This window comes from Flavobacterium sp. K77 (genome assembly GCF_021608205.1).
In the GTDB taxonomy this organism is placed as follows: domain Bacteria; phylum Bacteroidota; class Bacteroidia; order Flavobacteriales; family Flavobacteriaceae; genus Flavobacterium; species Flavobacterium turcicum.
In genome coordinates, this window is the sequence record NZ_JAKIHO010000005.1 from 254,345 (window position 1) to 275,099 (window position 20,755).

17 protein-coding genes and 1 tRNA gene are annotated in these 20,755 nt (G+C 35.7%); 9 read left to right on the forward strand and 9 right to left on the reverse strand.

The features are described from left to right. Positions 1-18 precede the first annotated feature (18 nt). Genes L1S34_RS11180 through L1S34_RS11195 form a run of 4 tightly spaced genes read left to right on the forward strand, consistent with a single transcriptional unit; the run spans position 19 to position 6,026 of the window. The gene (locus tag L1S34_RS11180) at positions 19-801 is read left to right on the forward strand and encodes a hypothetical protein (RefSeq protein WP_236364083.1); all 783 of its coding nucleotides are present in this window, start codon (positions 19-21) and stop codon (positions 799-801) included. 38 nt (positions 802-839) lie between these two features. Next, positions 840-4,841 (forward strand): hypothetical protein, encoded by a 4,002-nt coding sequence (locus L1S34_RS11185; RefSeq protein ID WP_236364084.1) that lies wholly within the window; start codon positions 840-842, stop codon positions 4,839-4,841. Between the two features lie 2 nt (positions 4,842-4,843). Then, positions 4,844-5,431 (forward strand): hypothetical protein, encoded by a 588-nt coding sequence (locus tag L1S34_RS11190; protein ID WP_210790422.1) that lies wholly within the window; start codon positions 4,844-4,846, stop codon positions 5,429-5,431. A 7-nt stretch (positions 5,432-5,438) separates the two neighbouring features. Then, entirely contained in the window at positions 5,439-6,026 is a 588-nt protein-coding gene (locus tag L1S34_RS11195; RefSeq protein ID WP_210790419.1) for a hypothetical protein, read from the forward strand. Between the two features lie 329 nt (positions 6,027-6,355). On the opposite strand, the gene L1S34_RS11200 is transcribed toward L1S34_RS11195, so the two are convergent. The 4 genes from L1S34_RS11200 to L1S34_RS11215 form a co-directional block, all read right to left on the reverse strand. Then, a tRNA-Ser gene (locus tag L1S34_RS11200) sits at positions 6,356-6,442 on the reverse strand. Between the two features lie 56 nt (positions 6,443-6,498). Beyond that, positions 6,499-7,530: an asparaginase gene (locus L1S34_RS11205; protein WP_236364085.1), complete on the reverse strand. Its 1,032-nt coding sequence runs from the start codon at positions 7,528-7,530 to the stop codon at positions 6,499-6,501. Then, positions 7,520-8,656: a 1-acyl-sn-glycerol-3-phosphate acyltransferase gene (locus tag L1S34_RS11210; protein WP_236364086.1), complete on the reverse strand. Its 1,137-nt coding sequence runs from the start codon at positions 8,654-8,656 to the stop codon at positions 7,520-7,522. The genes L1S34_RS11205 and L1S34_RS11210 overlap by 11 nt, the downstream gene beginning before the upstream one ends. Before the next feature lie 245 nt (positions 8,657-8,901). Continuing rightward, entirely contained in the window at positions 8,902-9,669 is a 768-nt protein-coding gene (locus L1S34_RS11215; protein ID WP_236364102.1) for a TatD family hydrolase, read from the reverse strand. Positions 9,670-9,835: 166 nt separating this feature from the next. Between L1S34_RS11215 and L1S34_RS11220 the strand changes: the two genes are divergently transcribed. Further along, on the forward strand, positions 9,836-10,339 hold the full coding sequence (locus L1S34_RS11220; RefSeq protein WP_166135599.1) for a retropepsin-like aspartic protease: 504 nt from the start codon (positions 9,836-9,838) through the stop codon (positions 10,337-10,339). Here L1S34_RS11220 and L1S34_RS11225 read toward each other — a convergent pair. From L1S34_RS11225 to L1S34_RS11235, 3 genes are all read right to left on the reverse strand, one after another. Next, a complete protein-coding gene (locus L1S34_RS11225) occupies positions 10,236-11,483 on the reverse strand; it encodes a TCR/Tet family MFS transporter (RefSeq protein ID WP_236364087.1) in 1,248 nt (415 codons plus the stop codon). The two genes, L1S34_RS11220 and L1S34_RS11225, sit on opposite strands and share 104 nt — an antisense overlap. 88 nt (positions 11,484-11,571) lie before the next feature. Continuing rightward, positions 11,572-12,822, reverse strand: coding sequence for a 2-oxoglutarate dehydrogenase complex dihydrolipoyllysine-residue succinyltransferase (gene odhB / locus L1S34_RS11230; RefSeq protein ID WP_236364088.1), 1,251 nt, complete (start codon positions 12,820-12,822; stop codon positions 11,572-11,574). 158 nt (positions 12,823-12,980) lie between these two features. Next, complete coding sequence (locus L1S34_RS11235; RefSeq protein WP_236364089.1) at positions 12,981-15,752, reverse strand: 2-oxoglutarate dehydrogenase E1 component; 2,772 nt, start codon at positions 15,750-15,752, stop codon at positions 12,981-12,983. Between the two features lie 120 nt (positions 15,753-15,872). Between L1S34_RS11235 and L1S34_RS11240 the strand changes: the two genes are divergently transcribed. Then, complete coding sequence (locus tag L1S34_RS11240) at positions 15,873-16,415, forward strand: hypothetical protein (protein ID WP_166135586.1); 543 nt, start codon at positions 15,873-15,875, stop codon at positions 16,413-16,415. Positions 16,416-16,427: 12 nt separating this feature from the next. Here L1S34_RS11240 and L1S34_RS11245 read toward each other — a convergent pair whose 3' ends face one another. Both L1S34_RS11245 and L1S34_RS11250 read right to left on the reverse strand, forming a co-directional pair. After that, the gene (locus L1S34_RS11245) at positions 16,428-16,781 is read right to left on the reverse strand and encodes a hypothetical protein (protein ID WP_166135583.1); all 354 of its coding nucleotides are present in this window, start codon (positions 16,779-16,781) and stop codon (positions 16,428-16,430) included. Between the two features lie 121 nt (positions 16,782-16,902). Continuing rightward, positions 16,903-17,877: a polyprenyl synthetase family protein gene (locus L1S34_RS11250; protein WP_236364090.1), complete on the reverse strand. Its 975-nt coding sequence runs from the start codon at positions 17,875-17,877 to the stop codon at positions 16,903-16,905. A gap of 260 nt (positions 17,878-18,137) precedes the next feature. On the opposite strand from L1S34_RS11250, the gene L1S34_RS11255 reads away from it, so the two are divergent. From L1S34_RS11255 to L1S34_RS11265, 3 genes are all read left to right on the forward strand, one after another. Next, the gene (locus tag L1S34_RS11255) at positions 18,138-18,659 is read left to right on the forward strand and encodes a YceI family protein (protein WP_236364091.1); all 522 of its coding nucleotides are present in this window, start codon (positions 18,138-18,140) and stop codon (positions 18,657-18,659) included. A gap of 155 nt (positions 18,660-18,814) precedes the next feature. Next, positions 18,815-19,411 (forward strand): TetR/AcrR family transcriptional regulator, encoded by a 597-nt coding sequence (locus L1S34_RS11260; protein WP_236364092.1) that lies wholly within the window; start codon positions 18,815-18,817, stop codon positions 19,409-19,411. Positions 19,412-19,413: 2 nt separating this feature from the next. After that, positions 19,414-20,754, forward strand: coding sequence for a TolC family protein (locus tag L1S34_RS11265; RefSeq protein WP_236364093.1), 1,341 nt, complete (start codon positions 19,414-19,416; stop codon positions 20,752-20,754). Position 20,755: the final 1 nt, after the last annotated feature.

Here is a 20,755-nt window from a genome sequence, read left to right on the forward strand (position 1 = left end):
TTCTTAATAAACGTACAAATGAAAAAAATACAATTAATCATCGCGTTATTTTTGTTCGTGAATTTGACCTACTCAAGTGTTGTTGTAACAAACGGTTTAACACATATTTATTCTGGAATCTCTGGCACTCAAATCCAGGGCGAAGTTATTCTACTCAACAGTTCAAACGATCAGCAAACAGTCTCCTTTAGTTTACACGAAGCTATTTTTTCTTGCACAGGAGACCGTACTTTTTCAACTACACAATCCCACTTAAAATCGTCTTTAAACTGGTTTGATGGAAGTTTAATGGACAAGGTACTGAATCCAAAAGAACAATATAGCTATCGATTCACAATCAACATCCCAAAAGACCAAGCATTAAGAGGCACCTTCTGGCACATGTTAATGATTGACATAGACAAACCTATTAAAAAAGAAAAACTTGCTCACAACATAGGTCTGAATACAAAAATGAGATATGCTATAGCATTAATCACAAACGTAAATAGCCTTGATGAAGTAAACTTAGATTTCCAAAAAGTTGACATTGACAAAACTACAGATAACAAAAACTTAGTAGTTAAAATTGCCAATCAAAATTCATTTATCGAAGGCGTAAAATTGTCTTTAGAGGTCTATGATTCAGAAGGCAAAAACATCTTTCAAAAAACAACAATTAGAGGCTTAGTATTCCCTGGTTTTTGCAAAGATTACATCATCAACATTTCCGAACTACCTAAAGGAAATTACACCTGTCTTTTGGTCGCTGACTCAAGAGAAAAATTTGTAGGTACTAACGTTAGTCTTGCTATAGACTAAAGTTTAGGGTCTCAATACATTAATTATAATCCACTACTATGAAAACTGTATATAAACTCATCTATCTACTTCTACCTCTCTACATAGGATGTGGGATGGGAGTGCAGTCTGACGATTTGGATACAGTAAGTGTGAGTTCTACTTCAACAGCTACTACTACACCAATTCAATATGAGGATAATGACTCATCGAATCACTATAAGAAACAAGCAAACGAAAGATTAAATGCAGAACAAACCTCAAAAATTATAGAAAAAGAACCTTATACTGGTGCTTCTAACCAAAACGATGTAAAAAAATTTACAGAAGAAGAAATAAAAGCAATGCAACGTGCTTTCTCAAAAGATAAAACTCAAGCAAACTCTGGTACTGATGAAACAACCTCTGTGGCATTAGCAAAAACGAACACTAATGCTATTGAAACAAACACTACTAAAAATGCAATTGCTGATAACAAAAAAACAAACGATGTAAAATCGTTTACCAAAAATGAGATGCAAGTAATGCAACGTGCTTTCTCAAAAGATAAAACTCAAGCAAACTCTGATTCAAATGAAACTGCTCCATCGGCTGTGGCAAAAACGAATAGTGCTGCTACTGAAACAAACACGACTAAAAATGCTCCAGCAGATAACAAAAAAACAGTCGAGGTAAAATCCTTTACCAAAAATGAGATACAAGCAATGCAACGTGCTTTCGCAAAAGATAAAACCCAAACAAACTCTGATTCAAATGAAACTGCTCCATCGGCTGTGGCAAAAACGAATAGTGCTGCTACTGAAACAAACACTACTAAAAATGTTACAGCAGATAACAAAAAAACAAACGATGTAAAATCGTTTACCAAAAATGAGATGCAAGCAATGCAACGTGCTTTCGCAAAAGATATAACCAAAACAAACGCTGATTCAAATGAAACAACCTCTGTTGCTGTGACAAAAACGAATACTAATGCTAGTGGAGTTGTAACATTAAAAGAGGCGCAGTCAAAACAAGACGATAAAAAACTAGCAATAAATAGCGTAAAAAATACCGCTACAACTTCATTAGCAAAAGCACCAACAAAAGAGGCTAATGCAAAACTTGCTGCTATAAAGGTGTTGAAAACAAGCTTATCAAAACCAAATACTGTAAAAAACAACAATAACGGGAGTGCAAAATCAAGTGCAAAACAAAATACTACAAACAATATAGTTCCTGAAAAAGGAAACACTTCTAACCCTAAAACTGTAGACAAACAAAAAGTTGTACCAGCAACTAATTCAAAGGAGGATTTAACTAAAAGAACTTCTGAAAGTGATAAAAAAAGTGTTGCCTCAGCCGAAAATATCAAAATTTCTACTGCCACAATTATTGAAAAAAATGAAAAAAAACAAAATGCTTCAGGAGCCGAACAAATTAAAATTCGTGTCTTAAACCTAAAAGAAAGTTATTCAACAAATAAAAGTCATACGTTAATCATCGAAATTGAAAACGGCGAAAACAGTACATCTAATTTAAAACTTGTAGCAGAATTACCTCGCAATTGGAGCTTGATTTCTATAAGTGATATTGGCGTCTTGGAAGCTAATCAAAAGAAAATGGTGTTAATCAGTTTCAATATACCGGTAGACAATCCATCAGGAAATACTGCTGCGACCTTTATCGTTAAAAATTTAAATGGAAGTAAAATTGGCTCCAAAGAAGTTGTTTTTAACATTGAACCAAACTTAGACCTAGAGGTGTACAACCTGTTTACTTCTGGCAAAGTACAAGCGGGAGAAATAATAGAGGCCAAATATGAAATTAAAAATAGAGGTAATGTAGAACAAGAAATCTCAATATCCTCAACAAACACCATTAAAGGAGAGAAATTGATTAAACTAGGCCCAAATATGACGGCAACAGTTGAAATAACACAAAAAACTGATGCAAAATATTATGATTTTACTACGATCACAACCTCTTTGAATGCGCTGAGTGTAACCTCTGGCAAGTCATACAAAGCATACGGTAATACAAAAGTGTTCCCTACAAAACTTAAACAAGCAGATCCATTTTTTAGATATCCTGTGCGCTTAAGTGTGAATTATTTTAGCAATACATTTCAAGACAAGAATTTTTCAGCAATTGCGGGGGAATTTTTAGGTGATGGATTTTTGGATTTAAAAAGAAAACATTACTTAAGTTTAATCATCAGAGCACCTCAACAAAAAAATCTAATCAATTTTGGTATTACAGATCAATATAGTTTAATCTATAAATACAATAATAACACGACTGTTTATTTAGGCGATCACGCCTATTATATCAATCGATTAGGTTTTGATAGTCGCTTTGGAATGGGATTTAGAGTGGATCAAAATATAAATGATTGGACACTATCTGCTTTCTTTACGAAGCCGAGATTGTACAGCTTTAATTCAGAAGCACTATTTGGTTTTAAATCTGTTTATCGTTTTAATAAGAATACCTTATTAGGATTGGCAGTAGAAAGCTCTAAAGGAACTGTTATGGGAGCCAACAGAAACATAGAAGCTAACTTGGATGAAAAAGGTCAAATTGGTACTGCTAATTTTGAGCTAAGATCAAAAAACACGTTTATCAACGCAGAGTCTTCACTAAGCGTTACTAACAAACATGTTGATCAGGCTCATTTCTTTAACCTCGTCCAAAAAATGAACGGTTTGACTTATAGTGGGAGCTTTACATTTTCAGGTAAAAATTACTTTGGAATCATTAGAAATAGTATTGAGTACAACAATAGCTTATTCTATAAATTTAGAAAATTCGATTTTGTTATCGGACAAACCGTATCTAAAGTAAATAAGCGTTTAAACCCGTTGTTTTTTGCTGCTGAACCCTATTTTGAAAACTATTACGGAAGAATAGGATACCGTTTTAGTCCTAAAAGCTATTTTGATATTCGTGTAGATAAGAGAACAAGAGAGGATCAACTTGAGCCCAAAAGTTATTTTTATAATGAATCTGGAATCGATTACAGATATATTTTCACTGGTAAAGCATTTGCTTTTGGCTTTACTGGAAGAATAGCCGAAACACAAAATTTATTAAGTAACGATCTGCAATACAGAACTACTTATGCTCATACTGTAGATGCATCTTATCGGTTTTCAAGTCATTTTTCACTTCGAAGCGGTCTTAATCACAATTACAGCAATCGATATAATGAGATTAATGCAAATGAAAACTTCTATACTTACAATGTTGGGATTGACTATAATTTCAACAGAAACTTTAGATTCAATGCTACATACAATAGTGGTTTCAGCCCAGAAGACTTCTACTTAAGACGTGATTTCATAAATGCAATGTTAATGATTAATCTAGCTAAAAATCATTTATTTGAAATCCGTGCTAATTATTTTGAAAATCCCGGAGTAACCAATAGAAAGGAACTATTAGCTTTTGGAACCTACACCTATTCGTTTGGAGTTCCAATAAAAAGAATTTTAGAGCAAGGTGGAGTAAATGGCTTAATTCAAGTAAATGATAAAAGCATAGATGTAAAAGGAATAAAAATCATAGCTGCTGGAAAAAGTATTGTAACCAATGCTAAAGGAGTTTTTGAGTTAAACAACTTACCTCTTGGAAAGAATTACATTTTGATGGATGAGTCTACCCTTCCATTTGGAATAATTCCCGCCACAAAAACGCCATTTCAGGTTACTATAGAAAAGGATAAAAAAGCAGAATTAAACATAACAATTGTACGTGCATCAACAATAATAGGAACTCTTGTTTTTCCGGAATTGTCAAGACCCAACGGTAATAATCTAGAAGGATATTTAAGAATTGAAAATGAGAACTTCACGTACAACGTAGAGTCGAATGCGCAAGGAGTTTTCAAATTTCAAAATATCGTTCCAGGAACATACAAATTAAAACTTATGCGCTACAAAGGAAAAGAGTTTTTTGAAATTGAAAAAGAAACTCAAATCACTGTAAAAGAAGGAGAAAAAACTACAATAAATGTACCTGTAAAAGGCAAAGAACGCAAAGTACAATTTAAAAGTAAAAACTTTACAATAGGAGGGTAATTATGAAAAATACAGACTATATACTAGCGGCTCTTTTTACCTTATGCTTCGCAGTTTGCGGGGCTCAGGAAATATTGAATGTTACAATTAGTAGTAATTTCATTTTTGGAGGTGGACAACAATCTAACTTTGCGACTTTGAGCCTTCAACCCATTGCTATTCTTGATGCAGAGCCAGACCCTAGCAACACTATTAGCTTTGGTCTTAACAGCACTACCTTAGAAGCAGGTTTACCCGCAACTGGTGTTGGCGGAATTGCAACAAATGAAAACATTTGGTTAAATTATACCTATCGAGGTGTGAATTTTGCTAATGCTAAAATTTATGTGCGCACAAACCAAATAGTTCCTGCTGGGATTGTGATAAAAATTCAAGTCATTGCTGCAACAAGTATTGGTGGGTCATATATCCCTAATCAAAATAGCAGCCCAATTACCTTAAGCTCTGCAGAACAAATCTTGATTAACAGTTTTGCAAGCGGCTACACCGGAAATGGATTAGGCACTGGTTACAATCTTCGTATTACTGTAGAGAATCAAAGTGGACTATCATTACCAAGTGGATTTGAAATTATTTATGAAATTAAATAAAACCAAAATGAAAAATTTATTTATCATAACAGTATCGTTCTTGCTATCGTTTAGCTATTCACAAGCCCAAATTTTGGCAGGAACTTTGAATGTTACAGGAATGCCGAGTTTTACGCAATCAGTTAATGCAGTTGTGGTAGAGGCAGGTGTTGATGACGCTTCAGTAGGATTCGAAAGTAATTTTGACGCCACTAAAATTGGTTTTGTACTAGATCCAATATTATTACTCTCGTCGTCTCTTCTCTGTGAACAGAATGTATATCGATATAAAGTCTATATCAATTCAGTTAATGCACCAGCAAACATAACTATTGAAGCAAAAACAACTGTAAACAGCGGACAACGTTTCCCAACAGTGAGTATTTATGATACTTTATTAATCAAACCTTTAGGTCAAAGAAACTTAATGCCATCTAATGGTGGTAATTACATTGTAGTCCCTAACAACGCTACCCAAGCTGTAAAAATTATGGAATTCATAGGCTGTAGAAAAGATATACCGATTCAATTTAGGATTAAACCAAGCTCTTTATGTCCTGCAGGCACCTATAATATCGAAATCAAATATACTGTAGTAGCAAGTTTAACATTATAAAAAAACTCCATTTGAGGAAGTATTTCTATTTCTGAAGAGCGGAAAGAATTAAATCCGTCGATCCCGAAAAGGGTGTCTCACAAAAAAATTAATGCTCGGCATGGCATGCCTGATCCTTTTTTGGTTTATAGCTTACCCATACTAAAGAGTTTGCCACAACATAGCTAGAGATTAACTCCGTTGATCCCAGAAAGGGTGTCTCACAAAAAAATTAATGCTCGGCATGGCATGCCTGATCCTTTTTTGTTTTAAAGCTTAGACAAACTAAAAAGTTTGCCACGCTTTAAAACAAAAAATGCTCTCCTTGCGGAAAGCATTATTTTTTTTTGCAGAGAGGAAGGGATTCGAACCCTCGATACAGTTACCCATATACTAGCTTTCCAGGCTAGCTCCTTCAACCACTCGGACACCTCTCTAAAATTGGTTTGCAAATAACATAAAAAAATATGACTTACAAAAGCAAAACCACAGATTATATCATCTCTCCGCGCAAAGAAGTTTCAAAAATTTCTTTAAAATCCTTAGCCGGAATGCTTTGTCCCAAAAGGTACATCAACTTAGTAATGGCAGCCTCAGTAGTGATGTCTTTTCCTGAAATCACGCCTATTTCTTTCATGTTGGTACTGGTTTCGTACTGCCCCATATTCACACTTCCGCCTGAGCATTGGGTTACATTCACAATATGCAAACCGCTGCTAATAGCTTTTTGCAATAAGGCTAAAAACCAATCTTCGGTAGAAGCATTTCCTGCTCCGTAGGTTTCAAGTACAATTCCTTTTAAATCGGGAATATTCAATATTGCTTTGAGCACAGCTTCACTCATGCCCGGAAACATCTTTACTATTGCTACGTTGTTATCAAGGTTTTTATGAACCAAAAGTGGCGCAGCAGGTTGCGGACTTGTCCAAAACAACTCTTCATTCCACTTTAAATGCACTCCTGACTCTACCAACTGCGGATAATTTGGCGAAGTAAAAGCACGAAAATGCTCTGCGTTAATCTTGGTTGTGCGGTTGCCACGATAAAGTTTATATTCAAAATACAAGCCTACTTCACTAATCACGGGACCATTTTCGGTACGTAAGGAGGCAATTTGTATGGCAGTAATTAAATTTTCTTTCGCATCGGTACGCAAATCACCTATTGGCAATTGCGAACCAGTGAAAATTACAGGCTTAGCCAAATTTTCGAGCATAAAACTCAATGCCGAGGCGGAGTACGACATAGTATCCGATCCGTGTAAAACTACAAAGCCGTCAAACAACTCGTAATTATCTGCAATAACAGTAGCAATTTTGGCCCATTCTTGTGGGTTCATATTACTAGAATCGATTGGATTTTCGAACGAAATAGTTTCAATTTCACAATCTAATTGCTTCAATTCTGGTATGCGCTGCAATAATTTATTAAAGTTAAAAGCCTTGAGCGCACCCGTTTCAAAATCCTTACTCATACCAATGGTACCGCCCGTGTAGAGTAATAATATTTTAGCTTTATACGACATCGTGGTATTTTAATTGATTGGTAACCGGATTAGCGTACATGGCCAAAAATCCATCAAGGGCCACTTGATTGTCATGATCAATACGCATCTCTAATCGACGTTCGAATAATGATTTTTCGTTTTCAGTATACTTGTGTGCATATTCATTGCTTTTATGCACCAAATCATGAGCAATAAAATTAGTTGGCCACAACTTGTAATTACTCAAAATAGCATCATCTATCACTTGAGCTAGCGCTACAACTTGCTTGTTAGCACTATCATTAGCTGCTTTGATAGTATCAATTTCAGTATCGATAACCGTTCCTACATGAATGTGAATTCTTTTTTTCTGTCCCAAAGCACCACTCAAAATAGTCATGAAATCTTCGTTTTTATCCTTTACGTATACTTCATTATTGGCTTCAGCCATAAGCTGCGGCATTTTTAGCGCATCGGTAGGATCGTATTCATACGAAATAGCAACTGGAACTATTTTTAATTTCTTAAAATAATCCATCGGTTCTTTTTCATCAGATGCCATACCAAGCATTTTTAAAACACCAGGATTAGTCTCGTCATTACCGTCTTTGGTGCGTCCTTCGCGTTGCGCAATCCACACCGAACGATTTTCATGAACCAATAAATTACCGATGTACTCTGATAGCAATTTAGAACTTTGTAGCATCTCACGAGGCGTTAAACCGCGTTGTACCAAAAAATTTCTGTTGAGTTTAGCGAGTGTGTTTAAAAATGCTTTTTTTACTAAATTATCTCCAATTGCCGATGCGGTCATCACTAAACCGTGCTCAAACAATGCTGTGTTGAGTAAAGTAGTATCCAATAAAATATCACGGTGATTCGAAACGAACAAATAGGAAGTGTTGGGTTCTAAATTTTCAAAGCCCGAAGTGGTAATTCCCTCTGAACTTTTCTCAAGAACCTTTTGTACCGATTGGTAAATAAAATTACATTGAAAATCACGAATAGAGTGCGTTTTACGAAGTTGCTCTTTCCAAACGGAATCCTCAACATCAGGAAAGGTAAAATTCATCAAGGCTTTCATCATCGGATGATTAGCCACATTATGAAGTGCTTCGTTTATTTCGGAGTCATAAAAAGGACGAATAGCGTCAAATTTCTGCATTTGGTTCTCAATTTTTGTGTGGGCAAATGAACAAAAAAAATATGAAATTAAGGTCAATTCTAGTTTAAATCCTAAAGTCAGCCCCTGATTTTTGCATAATTAACATAAAAGGCCTGCTTTTTTGTTTTATTTCTAATTTTAATCAAAGACCAATGAAAGCTTGTTTCCTCAATTGATGGATTACTTTCAGCTACCAAACCACTTACTCACATCAAAACTGCTGTTGAGATGAATTATTCATGAGGTTATACTCCAAATACAGCTATAGAATTTGCGGTAGTTTGGGTTGCAATTTCAGCTACAGTCCGGCCGTAAATTTGTGCTAATTTTTCTGCGACACTAACAATGTAACTGCTTTCGTTTCTTTTTCCTCGGTAAGGAACGGGCGCTAAATACGGCGCATCCGTCTCCAAGACAATATGCTCTAAATCGATTTGATTTAAAAACTGATCAATTTTTCCGTTTTTAAAAGTAACCACACCGCCAATACCCAGTTTCATATTATACGAAATGGCCTGTAAAGCTTGCTCATAAGTACCCGAAAAGCAATGAAAAATACCAAACAAATCAGCTGATTTTTCTTCTTCTAATATTTCAAAAATTTCATCAAAAGCCTCTCTACAATGAATCACTATTGGCAATTTGTATTCTTTGGCTAACTTAATTTGCCTTCTAAAAGCATCTTGTTGCTGTGGCAAATGGGTTTTGTCCCAATACAAATCGATTCCTATTTCGCCAACCGCATAAAACTTTCGCTTGGCTAATTCTTGGGCCACATGTTGCAATTCGTCTTCGTAATTATCTTTTACATAAGTAGGATGCAAACCCATCATCAAGAAAACATTTTCTGGATAGTTTTTCTCCAATTCATACATTGCTTCTGTACAAGTAGAATCGATTGCGGGAATAAAAAAACGGCTTACTCCTACATTTATAGCGCGTTGCATCATCTCGTGTTGGTCTTGCTCAAATTCTTCTGAGTACAAGTGCGTGTGAGTATCCGTAATAGTGATATTGGTTTCCAAAAGTTGTAATTTTAAGGTTGCAAAATTACATGAATAAAACCGGGCTAGGAAATGCTTTTAAAAAGATTCTTTTGGCATTCGAAAAGTCGAACAACTAATTAATGGTTCGCCTATATTTGTATTTCAATGCTTTTGTAATCCAAGCTTATCGTTAATGAAGAACCTGCACGAAATTCTGAAAAAAGAAAACTACCAAAAAGTAAAATTTACGATTACCAAAACGCAACATTTACTTATAAAAGCTAAGATAAATGGCATTGTAGGAAGTTTTATTCTTGATACAGGCGCCTCAAACAGTTGCGTGGGTTTTGAAAGTATTGAATTGTTTTTACTACAAGCTAAAAACTCTAAAACAAAAGCAGCTGGCGCAGGCGCTACCGGCATGTACACACAACAAGCGATGCACAATCACTTGCAATTAGGTCGATGGAAAGACGATGCGTTCAGCCTTGTTATTTTTGATTTGTCGCATGTAAACGAAGCTTTAACCCAACACAAGGCCAAACCAGTACACGGCATCATTGGCGCCGATGTGTTACAAAAAGGAAAAGCAATTATTGATTACTACAACCACTGCTTGTATTTGAAACATTATACTTTTTCAACGAAAAATAAGCAACAACACCACTTATCATCATCAATAAACCCCCAAGAATAAATGGCATTCCCGCAAATTCAAAGGGCGCGCCTTTATGTGTAAAATAATAAAATAGACCTGACATTACTGGCGGACCAATAATTGTTGCAGCGCTCATTAAACTTGCAATTGTACCTTGAATTTCCCCTTGCTCTGATGGTAAAACATGGTTTGAAATTATAGCTCGCAATGCTGGACCAGCAATACCAGCAAGACAATATGGAACCAAGAAGAGAAACATCATCCAACCCGCTGAAGCAAAAGCAAACAAAAGCATTCCAATCGTATATAATATCATACCAACATAAATACTTTTTTCATTTCCTAATTTTCGGCTAGTCCATCGTATCAATCCACCTTGAACAAGACTAACTAAAACCCCAACAACGCCGAGCGAAATGCCTACCATTTTTTCGTCCCAACTAAATTTGTACATCGTGAAATAACTCCAATTGCTTTCTACAGCGTGTGATCCAACATAAATCAAAAACAAAGCAATCAATAATCCATATAACGATGGGTATTTCTTTAAATTCAAAAAAGCACCAATTGGATTGGCTCTTTTTAAATTAACGGGTCTCCTATTTTCTTTTGATAATGACTCGGGCAAAATAAAATAACCATACAAGAAATTTAACATACATAAGACGGCTGCCGCATAAAACGGAATTCTAGATCCGAATTGCCCCAAAACTCCTCCAACAACAGGTCCAATTATAAATCCGAGACCAAAAGCCACACCAATCATTCCGAAGTTTTTAGCTCTGTTTTCTGGCGTACTCACATCGGCTATGTATGCTGAAGCGGTTGAAATACTCGCTCCTGTTAATCCTGCAATTACTCTTCCTACGAATAACCATGTAATCGTTGGGGCAAACGCCAACAATATATAATCTAGTGAAAAGGCAAAAAGCGAAATTAAAATTATGGGTCTTCTACCAAATTTATCACTCAAATTACCAATTAAAGGTGCAAACATAAATTGAGTTATCGCGTAAGCAAATGTTAACCAACCACCATGTTTTGCTGCATCACTAACATCACCATTAATTAATTCTTTAATCAATTTTGGAATAACTGGAATTATAATTCCCCAACCAGTTATATCAATTAACATTGTAATGAAAATAAAGCTGATAGCGGCCTGTTTTTTATTTGATGCCATAAATAGTAGTAGTTAGTATTACAAATAAATAAAAAATCCTGTTTAGAAACACTAAACAGGATTTTTTATTTATTATAAAACTTTAAAACTATAGTTCTAAAGCTTTTTTAGGATTGTTATCCATCAATAATTCCATTGGGTTTTCTAGTGCTTCTTTAACAGCCACTAAGAAACCTACAGACTCACGGCCATCAATAATTCTGTGGTCATATGAAAGTGCTACATACATCATTGGGTGAATTTCAACTTTACCATTTACAGCAATTGGACGCTCAATAATGTTGTGCATTCCTAAAATTCCTGATTGTGGTGGGTTGATGATTGGAGTTGACAACATAGAACCAAATACACCACCATTCGTGATTGTAAATGTTCCTCCAGTCATATCATCTACTGTGATTTGCCCGTCACGTGCTCTTAAAGCCAAACGCTTAATCTCAGCTTCAACACCACGGAAAGTTAAATTCTCCGCGTTACGAACAACTGGTACCATTAAACCTTTTGGTCCAGATACAGCAATAGAAATATCGCAAAAATCGTAAGCTACTTTGTAATCGCCATCCATCATAGAGTTTACATCTGGATACAACTGCAATGCTCTAGTTACCGCTTTTGTAAAAAACGACATGTACCCTAAACTTACACCACCATGTTTTGCTTTAAAATCATCTTTGTACTCGTTACGAATCAAGTTTATTGGCGTCATGTTTACTTCGTTAAAAGTAGTCAACATGGCCGTTTCGTTTTTAGCAGCTACCAATCGCTCTGCTACTTTACGACGTAACATTGATAATTTAGTACGTTCTGTACCACGAGATCCACCTGTAGGCGTTCCCATAGAAGGCACTGCATTTACAGCATCTTCCTTAGTGATTCTTCCTGCTTTACCTGTTCCTGTTATGGATTCTGGAGCTATATTTTTTTCGTCTAATATTTTTCTTGCTGCTGGAGATGGCGTACCTGAAGCGTATGTTGCTGCTGGAGCTGCAACTGGTGCAGGCGCAGCCTCCACTTTTTTAGCTGCGCTCGATTCGGCTGCGCCTCGGGTCTCTTCAACAGGAGCTGCTGCTACTGGAGCTGGTGCAGCACCGTCTGGTTTTGCTGCAGCAGTATCGATATGGCACACAACAGCGCCAACTGCTACTGCATCGCCTACTTCTGCTTTTAAAGTAATGATTCCGCTCGCTTCAGCAGGCAATTCTAATGTAGCTTTGTCTGAATCAACCTCAGCAATCGCTTGGTCTTTTTCTACATAATCTCCGTCTTTAACTAACCAAGTTGCAATTTCAACTTCTTTTATTGATTCCCCTGGCGATGGGACTTTCATTTCTAAAATCATGTTCTATTATTTTAAATTATGAATTTTAATTTTTTTCTTGTTATTGCACCTTTTGTGAATCGTGCTTGGATTTTTTCTAGCCCTGATCGAAGCGATATCCTTTTTCTAGCTTCTTTAGCTAGGAAAAGATTTAGCGCAGAGCAGGAAATAGCTCCTTATTATCTAAATAAATCTTTATCAAAAACCATTCTGATGGCATCTGCGTGACGACGTTTTGCTCTGGTATAACTACCCGCAGCTGGTGCCGCATACGCTTTTAACGAAGCCAATCTCCATTTTACCAAATCAAAATTCATCAACATATAGCTGTAAGCCCCCATGTTTTTAGGCTCTTCTTGTGCCCAAACATAATCGTCAGCATTAGGATATTGAGCGATAATTGCTTTTAATTGCTCTACTGGTAGCGGAAACAATTGCTCTATACGCACTACTGCAACATCAGTACGCTGGTTGTTTTCGCGCTCGGCGGTGATATCATAATAGAATTTACCGGTACAAAACACCAAAGTTTTTACAGCCGCTTTGTCAACTGTATTATCATCAATAGTTTCTTGGAATTCTCCGTTTGCAAGGTCCTCAACGGTAGAAACACATCTTGGGTCACGCAACAAACTTTTTGGTGAAAACACCACAAGCGGTTTGCGAAATTTGGTTTTCATTTGACGTCTTAACAAGTGAAAAAAGTTGGCTGGCGTTGTACAATCAGCCACGTACATGTTGTGACGCGCGCACAATTGAAGGTAACGCTCCATTCTTGCTGAAGAGTGCTCTGCTCCTTGCCCTTCGTAACCGTGAGGCAATAGCAATACAATTCCGTTTTGGTTGTTCCATTTGTCTTCCCCACAAGAAATGTATTGGTCAATCATAATTTGCGCACCGTTAGAGAAATCTCCAAACTGTGCTTCCCAAATAGTTAATGCGTTCGGGTTAGCCAATGCGTATCCGTAATCAAAACCTAAAACTCCGTACTCAGAAAGGAAAGAATTGAATATGCGGAAATTTCCTTTTTTGTTTGCAATATGATCTAAAAGCACTACTTCTTCCTCAGAATCTTCGACTTTTACCACTGCATGACGGTGAGAAAAAGTACCACGCTCTACATCTTGACCAGAAATACGAACATCAAAACCTTCGGTTAATAAAGAACCGTAAGCTAATGTTTCTGCAGTACCCCAATCGATGGTATTGTTATCGTAACCTGTTTTTCTGTCGGTTACAATTTTATTGATCTTGTTGATGAACTTTTTATCTTTTGGTAAGCTCGATACGGTTTCAATAATAGAATCCAATGTAGCTTTCTCGACTTTTGTATCAAATTTTTGAAGCATCACATCATTGGATACTTGCTCAAAACCGCTCCATTCGTTTTGCATGAATGGTGTGATGATGGTCAAATCTTTTTTGCGCGAAGCTTCTAAATTTTGATCTAAATCCGATTTGTATTCTTGCTCCAACCCTTTTACATAACTAGCATCAATTACTCCATCAGCAAGTAATTTATCCATGTAAAGGTCTCTTGGATTTTTGTGTTTAGCAATGATTTTGTACAACACAGGCTGCGTGAATCGAGGTTCATCACCTTCGTTGTGACCGTATTTTCTATATCCTAATAAATCAATAAATACGTCGCGACCAAATTCCATTCTGAAATCTAAAGCAAATGACATGGCGTGCACCACTGCCTCTGCATCATCTGCATTTACGTGCAATACTGGCGAAAGGGTAACTTTTGCCACATCCGTACAATACGTTGATGATCTTGCATCTTGGTAGTTGGTTGTAAAACCTACTTGATTGTTAATTACAATATGAATGGTCCCTCCGGTTTTGTAACCATCAAGTTGAGCCATTTGAACAATTTCGTACAAAATACCTTGACCAGCGATAGCCGCATCTCCGTGTACTGCAATTGGCAATACTTTTGAGAAATCATCTGCGAAATATTTATCTTGTTTGGCTCTTGTGATTCCCTCAATAACCGCACCTACTGTTTCAAGATGCGAAGGGTTTGGAGCCAAATTAATGTTGATTTTTTTACCTGAGCTTGTTTCTTTATCAGCTGTTAAGCCTAAGTGGTATTTTACGTCACCATCAAAATACTCTTGGTCGTAATCTTTACCATCGAACTCGCTGAAAATATCTTGAGTAGATTTACCGAAGATGTTTGCTAAAACGTTCAAACGCCCGCGGTGCGCCATACCCATAACGAACTGCTCCACTCCTTTTTCGGCTGCTTTTTCGATTAAAGCATCAAGGGCTGGAATGATAGACTCTCCTCCTTCTAATGAAAATCGTTTTTGACCTACATATTTGGTATGCAAAAAGTTTTCGAAAGAAACTGCTTGATTTAATTTATTGAGGATTTTTTTCTTTTCGTCTAATGAAAATTTTGGTTGATTGTCATTAACACCCAATTTATTCTGGATCCAAGAAACCACTTCTGGATTACGAATATACATGTACTCGATTCCAATATGCTGGCAGTAAATCGCATCCAAATGGTTGATGATTTCCTGTAAAGTACATGGCTGGATGTGGATGACTTTTGCCGCATCAAAAATCGTATTTAAGTCTGATGCTGACAATCCAAAATTAGTATAATCTAAATTAGGAGAGGAAACACGTCTTTCACGCACTGGGTTTGTTTTGGTAAACAAATGTCCGCGAGTACGGTAGCCGTCAATTAATTTAAGAACATTAAATTCTTTATGTATTTTATCTGAAACTAAACTTACATCAGCATTATTTGCGGCAAAGTTTGCTATTTGTGATGCAGGATTTTCTTCGTTATAGGTGGTCATTCCAAAGTCAAAACCTTGAAAAAAACTCCTCCAACTTGGCTCTACGCTATCTGGATTCTCTAAATATTGATCGTATAACTGGGCGAAAAATTCTGTGTGTGCTGCGTTTAAAAATGAAAACCTATCCATAATATTTAGTGAATATACTTTTTTTGTTAAAATAGTTTTGCAAAAGTACGATAATACAATAAATTTATAATTTATTTTAAGATACTTTTACATTGATAATTGTTAAAAAACCAGAAACTCATGACTAAATCTTGCATTTTGAATACATTCAATACTATCTTTTTACTTTTTTTAGTTTTTTCTTGCAACGCAGTTTTTGGACAACAAAATACTACCTCCGTGCAAAATGAACCTAAATTTTGGGATCATGTACAATTTGGTGGTGCTGTTGGTTTGGGATTTGGAACTGGCTTTACCGATATTGTCCTTGCACCGAGCGCCATTTATAATGTAAATGAGTATGTCGCTTTGGGTGCGGGACTTCAATACAAATTTTTGAGACAAAAAGATTTCTACACTTCACATCTTTATGGCGCAAGTGCTATTGGACTTTTAAATCCAATTCCTGAAATTCAATTATCAGCAGAGGTTGAGCAACTGCGTGTAAACCTTCGTTTTGATGGCAATACTACTCCATCAGAAAATTTTTGGAACACAGCTTTGTTTGTGGGTGCGGGATATCGTTCTGGTAATGCTACTGTAGGTGTTCGATACAATGTTATTGAGGATAAAAACAACTTATACGGCAGTGCGTTTATGCCTTTCGTACGTTTTTACTTTTAAGTTTAAAAACAATTATCGGTACTTATTTCTGAACCAAACTTTTTGCCATTCTCTTTTTAAAACTAAGAATGAAATTTGCTCTGCAAGCTGCACCAAATCAGATCCGTCTAGTTTTTTAACTTCATCTTCGGCTACATCAATAATATAAAGCAGGTTTAAATATTCGGCAAATTTATACTGGATGAGTCGGTAAATTTTTTCATGCAACTGAATTTTCAGCTCTTCTGGAGTGATGCTTTTGGGAAAATCAACCGCTTCATTGGCAAGATTAAAATCTTTATTGAGCTGTTCAACCAATTGCAAATACAAGTTATCTGCCGAGGCCTCGGCAAGAAGTAAATCTGTATTTTTTGGAACTATAAACATATTTTTAAAATTTCAATAGCCGTAGTAATTTTCAATATTGGTTTTAGGCACAATTTACTTATTATTCAATTTCAAATAGCAATTTCCAAAACCAACATTGCTATCGATTATTGAAATTAAATTAAACTTTTCTTCCCATTAGGTTTTCACCAAATGCTTTAAGCATCGCTTTTTTATCGGCACTAACATTCAATTGATCTAACATTTGAAATGCTTTAAAAGTGTAGTCTTGTATGGCATCTTGAGTAGCTTTTGATGCTCCTGAAGCATTGAATAATTCTTTTACACGCTCAATTTTATCGGTATTATCTTCTAATTGAATAGCGAATAAATCACGTAGTTCTTGCGCTTCTTTTTCTGCAGAAAAAGCAACCGCTTTCAGATACAAATAGGTTTTCTTATTTTCGATGATGTCACCTCCCACTTGTTTCCCGAAAGTTTCCGGATTCCCAAAGGCATCTAAATAATCATCTTGCAATTGAAAAGCCAAACCTAAATTTAAACCAAAATCGTAGATTAAATTGGCATTTTCAGCAGATGTTTCAGCTATAATGGCGCCCATTTTCATGGCAGCAGCTACTAAAACCGCTGTTTTATATTGAATCATTTTCAAGTATTCCTCAAGGGTAACATCAGTGCGCTCTTCGAAATCAACATCCCATTGCTGTCCTTCGCAAACCTCAAGAGCTGTTTTACTGAACAACTTGGCTAAGTCTCTAAAAATGACAGGCTCGTACTGCTCAAAATATTGATAGGCCAAAATAAGCATCGCATCACCAGATAAAATTCCGGTGTTGATGTTCCATTTTTCATGTACCGTTTCATTTCCTCTTCGCAAAGGTGCGTCATCCATAATATCGTCATGTACTAACGAAAAATTATGAAAAACCTCAACTGCCAATGCTGCTGGAAGTGCATTTTTATAATCGGCACCAAAAATCTCAGCGCTCATTAAGGTCAACACTGGGCGCATGCGTTTACCTCCCAAATCAAGAATATAATGAATAGGTTCATATAAATTTCTTGGCTCTTTGGTCTCGTATTGCGATTGCAAATAGTCGGCTAAAAACTCCTGATATTGAGAAATGGTGTGCATTCGTATTTTGTTTATCGGTTACAACTGCAAAATAAGCGGTTTGGTGCAACCGAAGCTTTTGCTTGCACAAAGAAACTCAAAAATCTTTAAACTAGCTAAAATGTTAAAGTTACTCAAATGTTAAATAAATCAAAAAACACAGGAAACTATTTTGGTATTCAAAGTTTCCGATATACATTTGCATCGAAAAAAAAGTGCTTCGTGAAACTGAATTTTAAAAAGTATTGCGCACATTTTTTCACCTAAACCAACCCCTCATTATGAAAACTACTTGGAAAATAGATGCAGCACAATCTGATGTACAGATTAAAATGAGGCATTCGATAATTGCTTATTTAGCGGGAACAGTAAATAATTTTGACGGGCATATTGACCTGAACGATGACCAATTAGAAGATGCCTCAATCGCTTTTTCGCTAGATGTTGCTAACAAGCACAGTAAGCTTGAGCAAATAGATACCCACTTAAAAATGAATGATTTGTTTGATGTAACAGAATATCCACTGATTAGTTTTCAGTCGACTTCATTTGAAAAAGTTACTCCAAACATTAACTTTCTTAAAGGTAATTTAACCATCAAGAACATAACAAAACCAGTAGAGTTAGATGCTGCTTTTATCGGTGTTGATGCGCACAACGGAAGTAAAAAAGCTGCTTTTGAAATTACAGCCAACATCAATAGAAAAGATTTTGGACTTACCTACAACGCATTCCATCATTCGAACGGAATCGCACTAGGACAAGATATTAAATTGATTGCCAACTTAGAATTTTGCATTTAAGTAACTGTAGTTATGAATGTTAAATTATCAACAACAAACAAGAAACTATTTTAGTTTTTATAGTTTCCTGATTACATTTGCACCGATTTTCAAGCTAGACATATAAACTAGAGAAGATTTTATTAATACGACTATAGCAACAAAGAAACCAAATCATGAAAGAGAAAATTATAGCTACAGCGAAGGATTTGTTTTTAAAACTAGGTTTTAAAAGCATCACCATGGATGACATTGCAGGAGAAATGTGCATCTCAAAAAAAACTATTTACAAGTACTTTGCAAATAAAGAATTGTTAATAGAAGAAAGTGTTCAAGTACTGCATTCAGATGTGAATAATTTGATAAACAACGTTACCTCACAAGATTTTAATGCCATTCAAGAAAACTTTGAAATCAGACGTATGTTTGACGAAATGTTCAAATCCACCGATACTTCGCCAGTATATCAATTAAAAAAGCACTATCCGGAAGTGTATCAAAAAGTACATCAGGTACAAATAGAAATGTGCCAAGCTTGTTTTAAAAGAAACATAGTTAAAGGTATTGAACAAGGATATTACCGTAAAGAAATTAATATTGATGCCTACGTTGATTTTTATTATTCATTGATATTTTCTATCAACGAAAACATTAAATCAGAACGAGAAGCCTTTGCTCTTGAAATGCAAGCCTTAGAATATCATACTCGCGCAATGGCAACAGAAAAAGGAATTACTGAACTAAATAGAAATTTACTAAATCCAATTACATAAAAATGAGAAAAACGATAATATTAATGACCGTGCTGCTTTCCTTAGGCATACAAGCACAAGAAATAAAAAGTCTCACCCTAAAAGATGCTATTACGTACGCACTTGAAAACAAAGCCGATGCAAAAAAGGCAAGATTACAAGTTGAAAGAGGAGAGTACGAAATTCAAGAAGTACGTTCAAGAGCTTTGCCTCAAATTGCAGCAAATGGTAGCTTAAACTACAACCCAATTTTACAAACTACTGTAATTGACGGAGCTGGTTTTGGTCAACCTGGCACTACAATTCAAGCTGCTTTTGGTCAAAAATGGAATTCAACTGCAGGAATTTCTCTTAATCAGGCTTTATATGATCAAGCTGTTTTCATAGGTTTGAAGGCGGCAAAATCTACACGTGAGTTTTACCAAATAAATGCACAATTGACTGAAGAGCAAGTTATAGAGCGCGTAGCCAATGCTTATTACCAAGTTTATATAACACGTCAAAACTTAACTGTATTGGATAACAACCTTAAAAACACTCTTAAAGTTAAGGACATCATTCAAGGACAATTTAATAACGGACTAGCTAAAAAAATTGATTTGGATAGAACCTTAGTTCGTATTTCTAACATCAATACACTTCGCCAGCAAACTCTGAACGCTGTTACGCTACAAGAAAACGCTTTGAAATTTTTTATAGGCTTAGCTATTGATACAAATATTTCTATTCCAGAAACTGAATTTGAAGTTACTCCAAGCGCACTTTCACTAGCTCCGGATACAACAACCAGAACAGAATATTTGTTACTTAAAAAGAACGAACAATTACTAGAGTACCAGAAAAAATCTATTGAAGCGGCTTATTATCCAAGTTTATCGCTTACGGGTGGATATAACTTCATCGGTCAAGGTCCAGAGATGCCTTGGTTCAAAAAACCATCAGATGGCGTTTATTGGTCAGACTTTGCTTCAGTAGGTTTAAATTTACGCGTGCCAATCTTTTCAGGATTTGGAACAAAAGCAAGAGTAAGCCAAGCTAGTAACAAACTTGCTTCGATAAAAGTAGATTTGGAAGAAACCAAACTTGCATTGGATTTAGAATACAGCAATGCAAAAACGCAAATCGAAAATAGTATTGTATCGATCAACAATCAAAAAGAGAACGCAAAACTTGCTCAAGAAGTTTTAACAAATACCAACAACAACTACATTCAAGGCTTAGCATCACTTACTGATTTACTTGAAGCAGAAAGTGAACTTGTTGTGGCTCAAAACAATTACACATCGGCTTTGTTAGATTACAAACTAGCCGAAATACAATTAATCAAATCTAAAGGAGAACTAAAATCACTTATAAATAACTAAT

Coding starts and splice junctions, on each gene's coding strand:
- L1S34_RS11260 (WP_236364092.1), top strand. CDS start 18,815: ATGAAAGAGAAAATTATAGCTACAGCGAAGGATTTGTTTTTAAAACTA.
- L1S34_RS11240 (WP_166135586.1), top strand. CDS start 15,873: ATGACTAAATCTTGCATTTTGAATACATTCAATACTATCTTTTTACTT.
- L1S34_RS11210 (WP_236364086.1), bottom strand. CDS start 8,656: ATGCAGAAATTTGACGCTATTCGTCCTTTTTATGACTCCGAAATAAAC.
- odhB (WP_236364088.1), bottom strand. CDS start 12,822: ATGATTTTAGAAATGAAAGTCCCATCGCCAGGGGAATCAATAAAAGAA.
- L1S34_RS11255 (WP_236364091.1), top strand. CDS start 18,138: ATGAAAACTACTTGGAAAATAGATGCAGCACAATCTGATGTACAGATT.
- L1S34_RS11225 (WP_236364087.1), bottom strand. CDS start 11,483: ATGGCATCAAATAAAAAACAGGCCGCTATCAGCTTTATTTTCATTACA.
- L1S34_RS11180 (WP_236364083.1), top strand. CDS start 19: ATGAAAAAAATACAATTAATCATCGCGTTATTTTTGTTCGTGAATTTG.
- L1S34_RS11205 (WP_236364085.1), bottom strand. CDS start 7,530: ATGTCGTATAAAGCTAAAATATTATTACTCTACACGGGCGGTACCATT.
- L1S34_RS11185 (WP_236364084.1), top strand. CDS start 840: ATGAAAACTGTATATAAACTCATCTATCTACTTCTACCTCTCTACATA.
- L1S34_RS11265 (WP_236364093.1), top strand. CDS start 19,414: ATGAGAAAAACGATAATATTAATGACCGTGCTGCTTTCCTTAGGCATA.
- L1S34_RS11250 (WP_236364090.1), bottom strand. CDS start 17,877: ATGCACACCATTTCTCAATATCAGGAGTTTTTAGCCGACTATTTGCAA.
- L1S34_RS11245 (WP_166135583.1), bottom strand. CDS start 16,781: ATGTTTATAGTTCCAAAAAATACAGATTTACTTCTTGCCGAGGCCTCG.
- L1S34_RS11235 (WP_236364089.1), bottom strand. CDS start 15,752: ATGGATAGGTTTTCATTTTTAAACGCAGCACACACAGAATTTTTCGCC.
- L1S34_RS11195 (WP_210790419.1), top strand. CDS start 5,439: ATGAAAAATTTATTTATCATAACAGTATCGTTCTTGCTATCGTTTAGC.
- L1S34_RS11190 (WP_210790422.1), top strand. CDS start 4,844: ATGAAAAATACAGACTATATACTAGCGGCTCTTTTTACCTTATGCTTC.
- L1S34_RS11220 (WP_166135599.1), top strand. CDS start 9,836: ATGAAGAACCTGCACGAAATTCTGAAAAAAGAAAACTACCAAAAAGTA.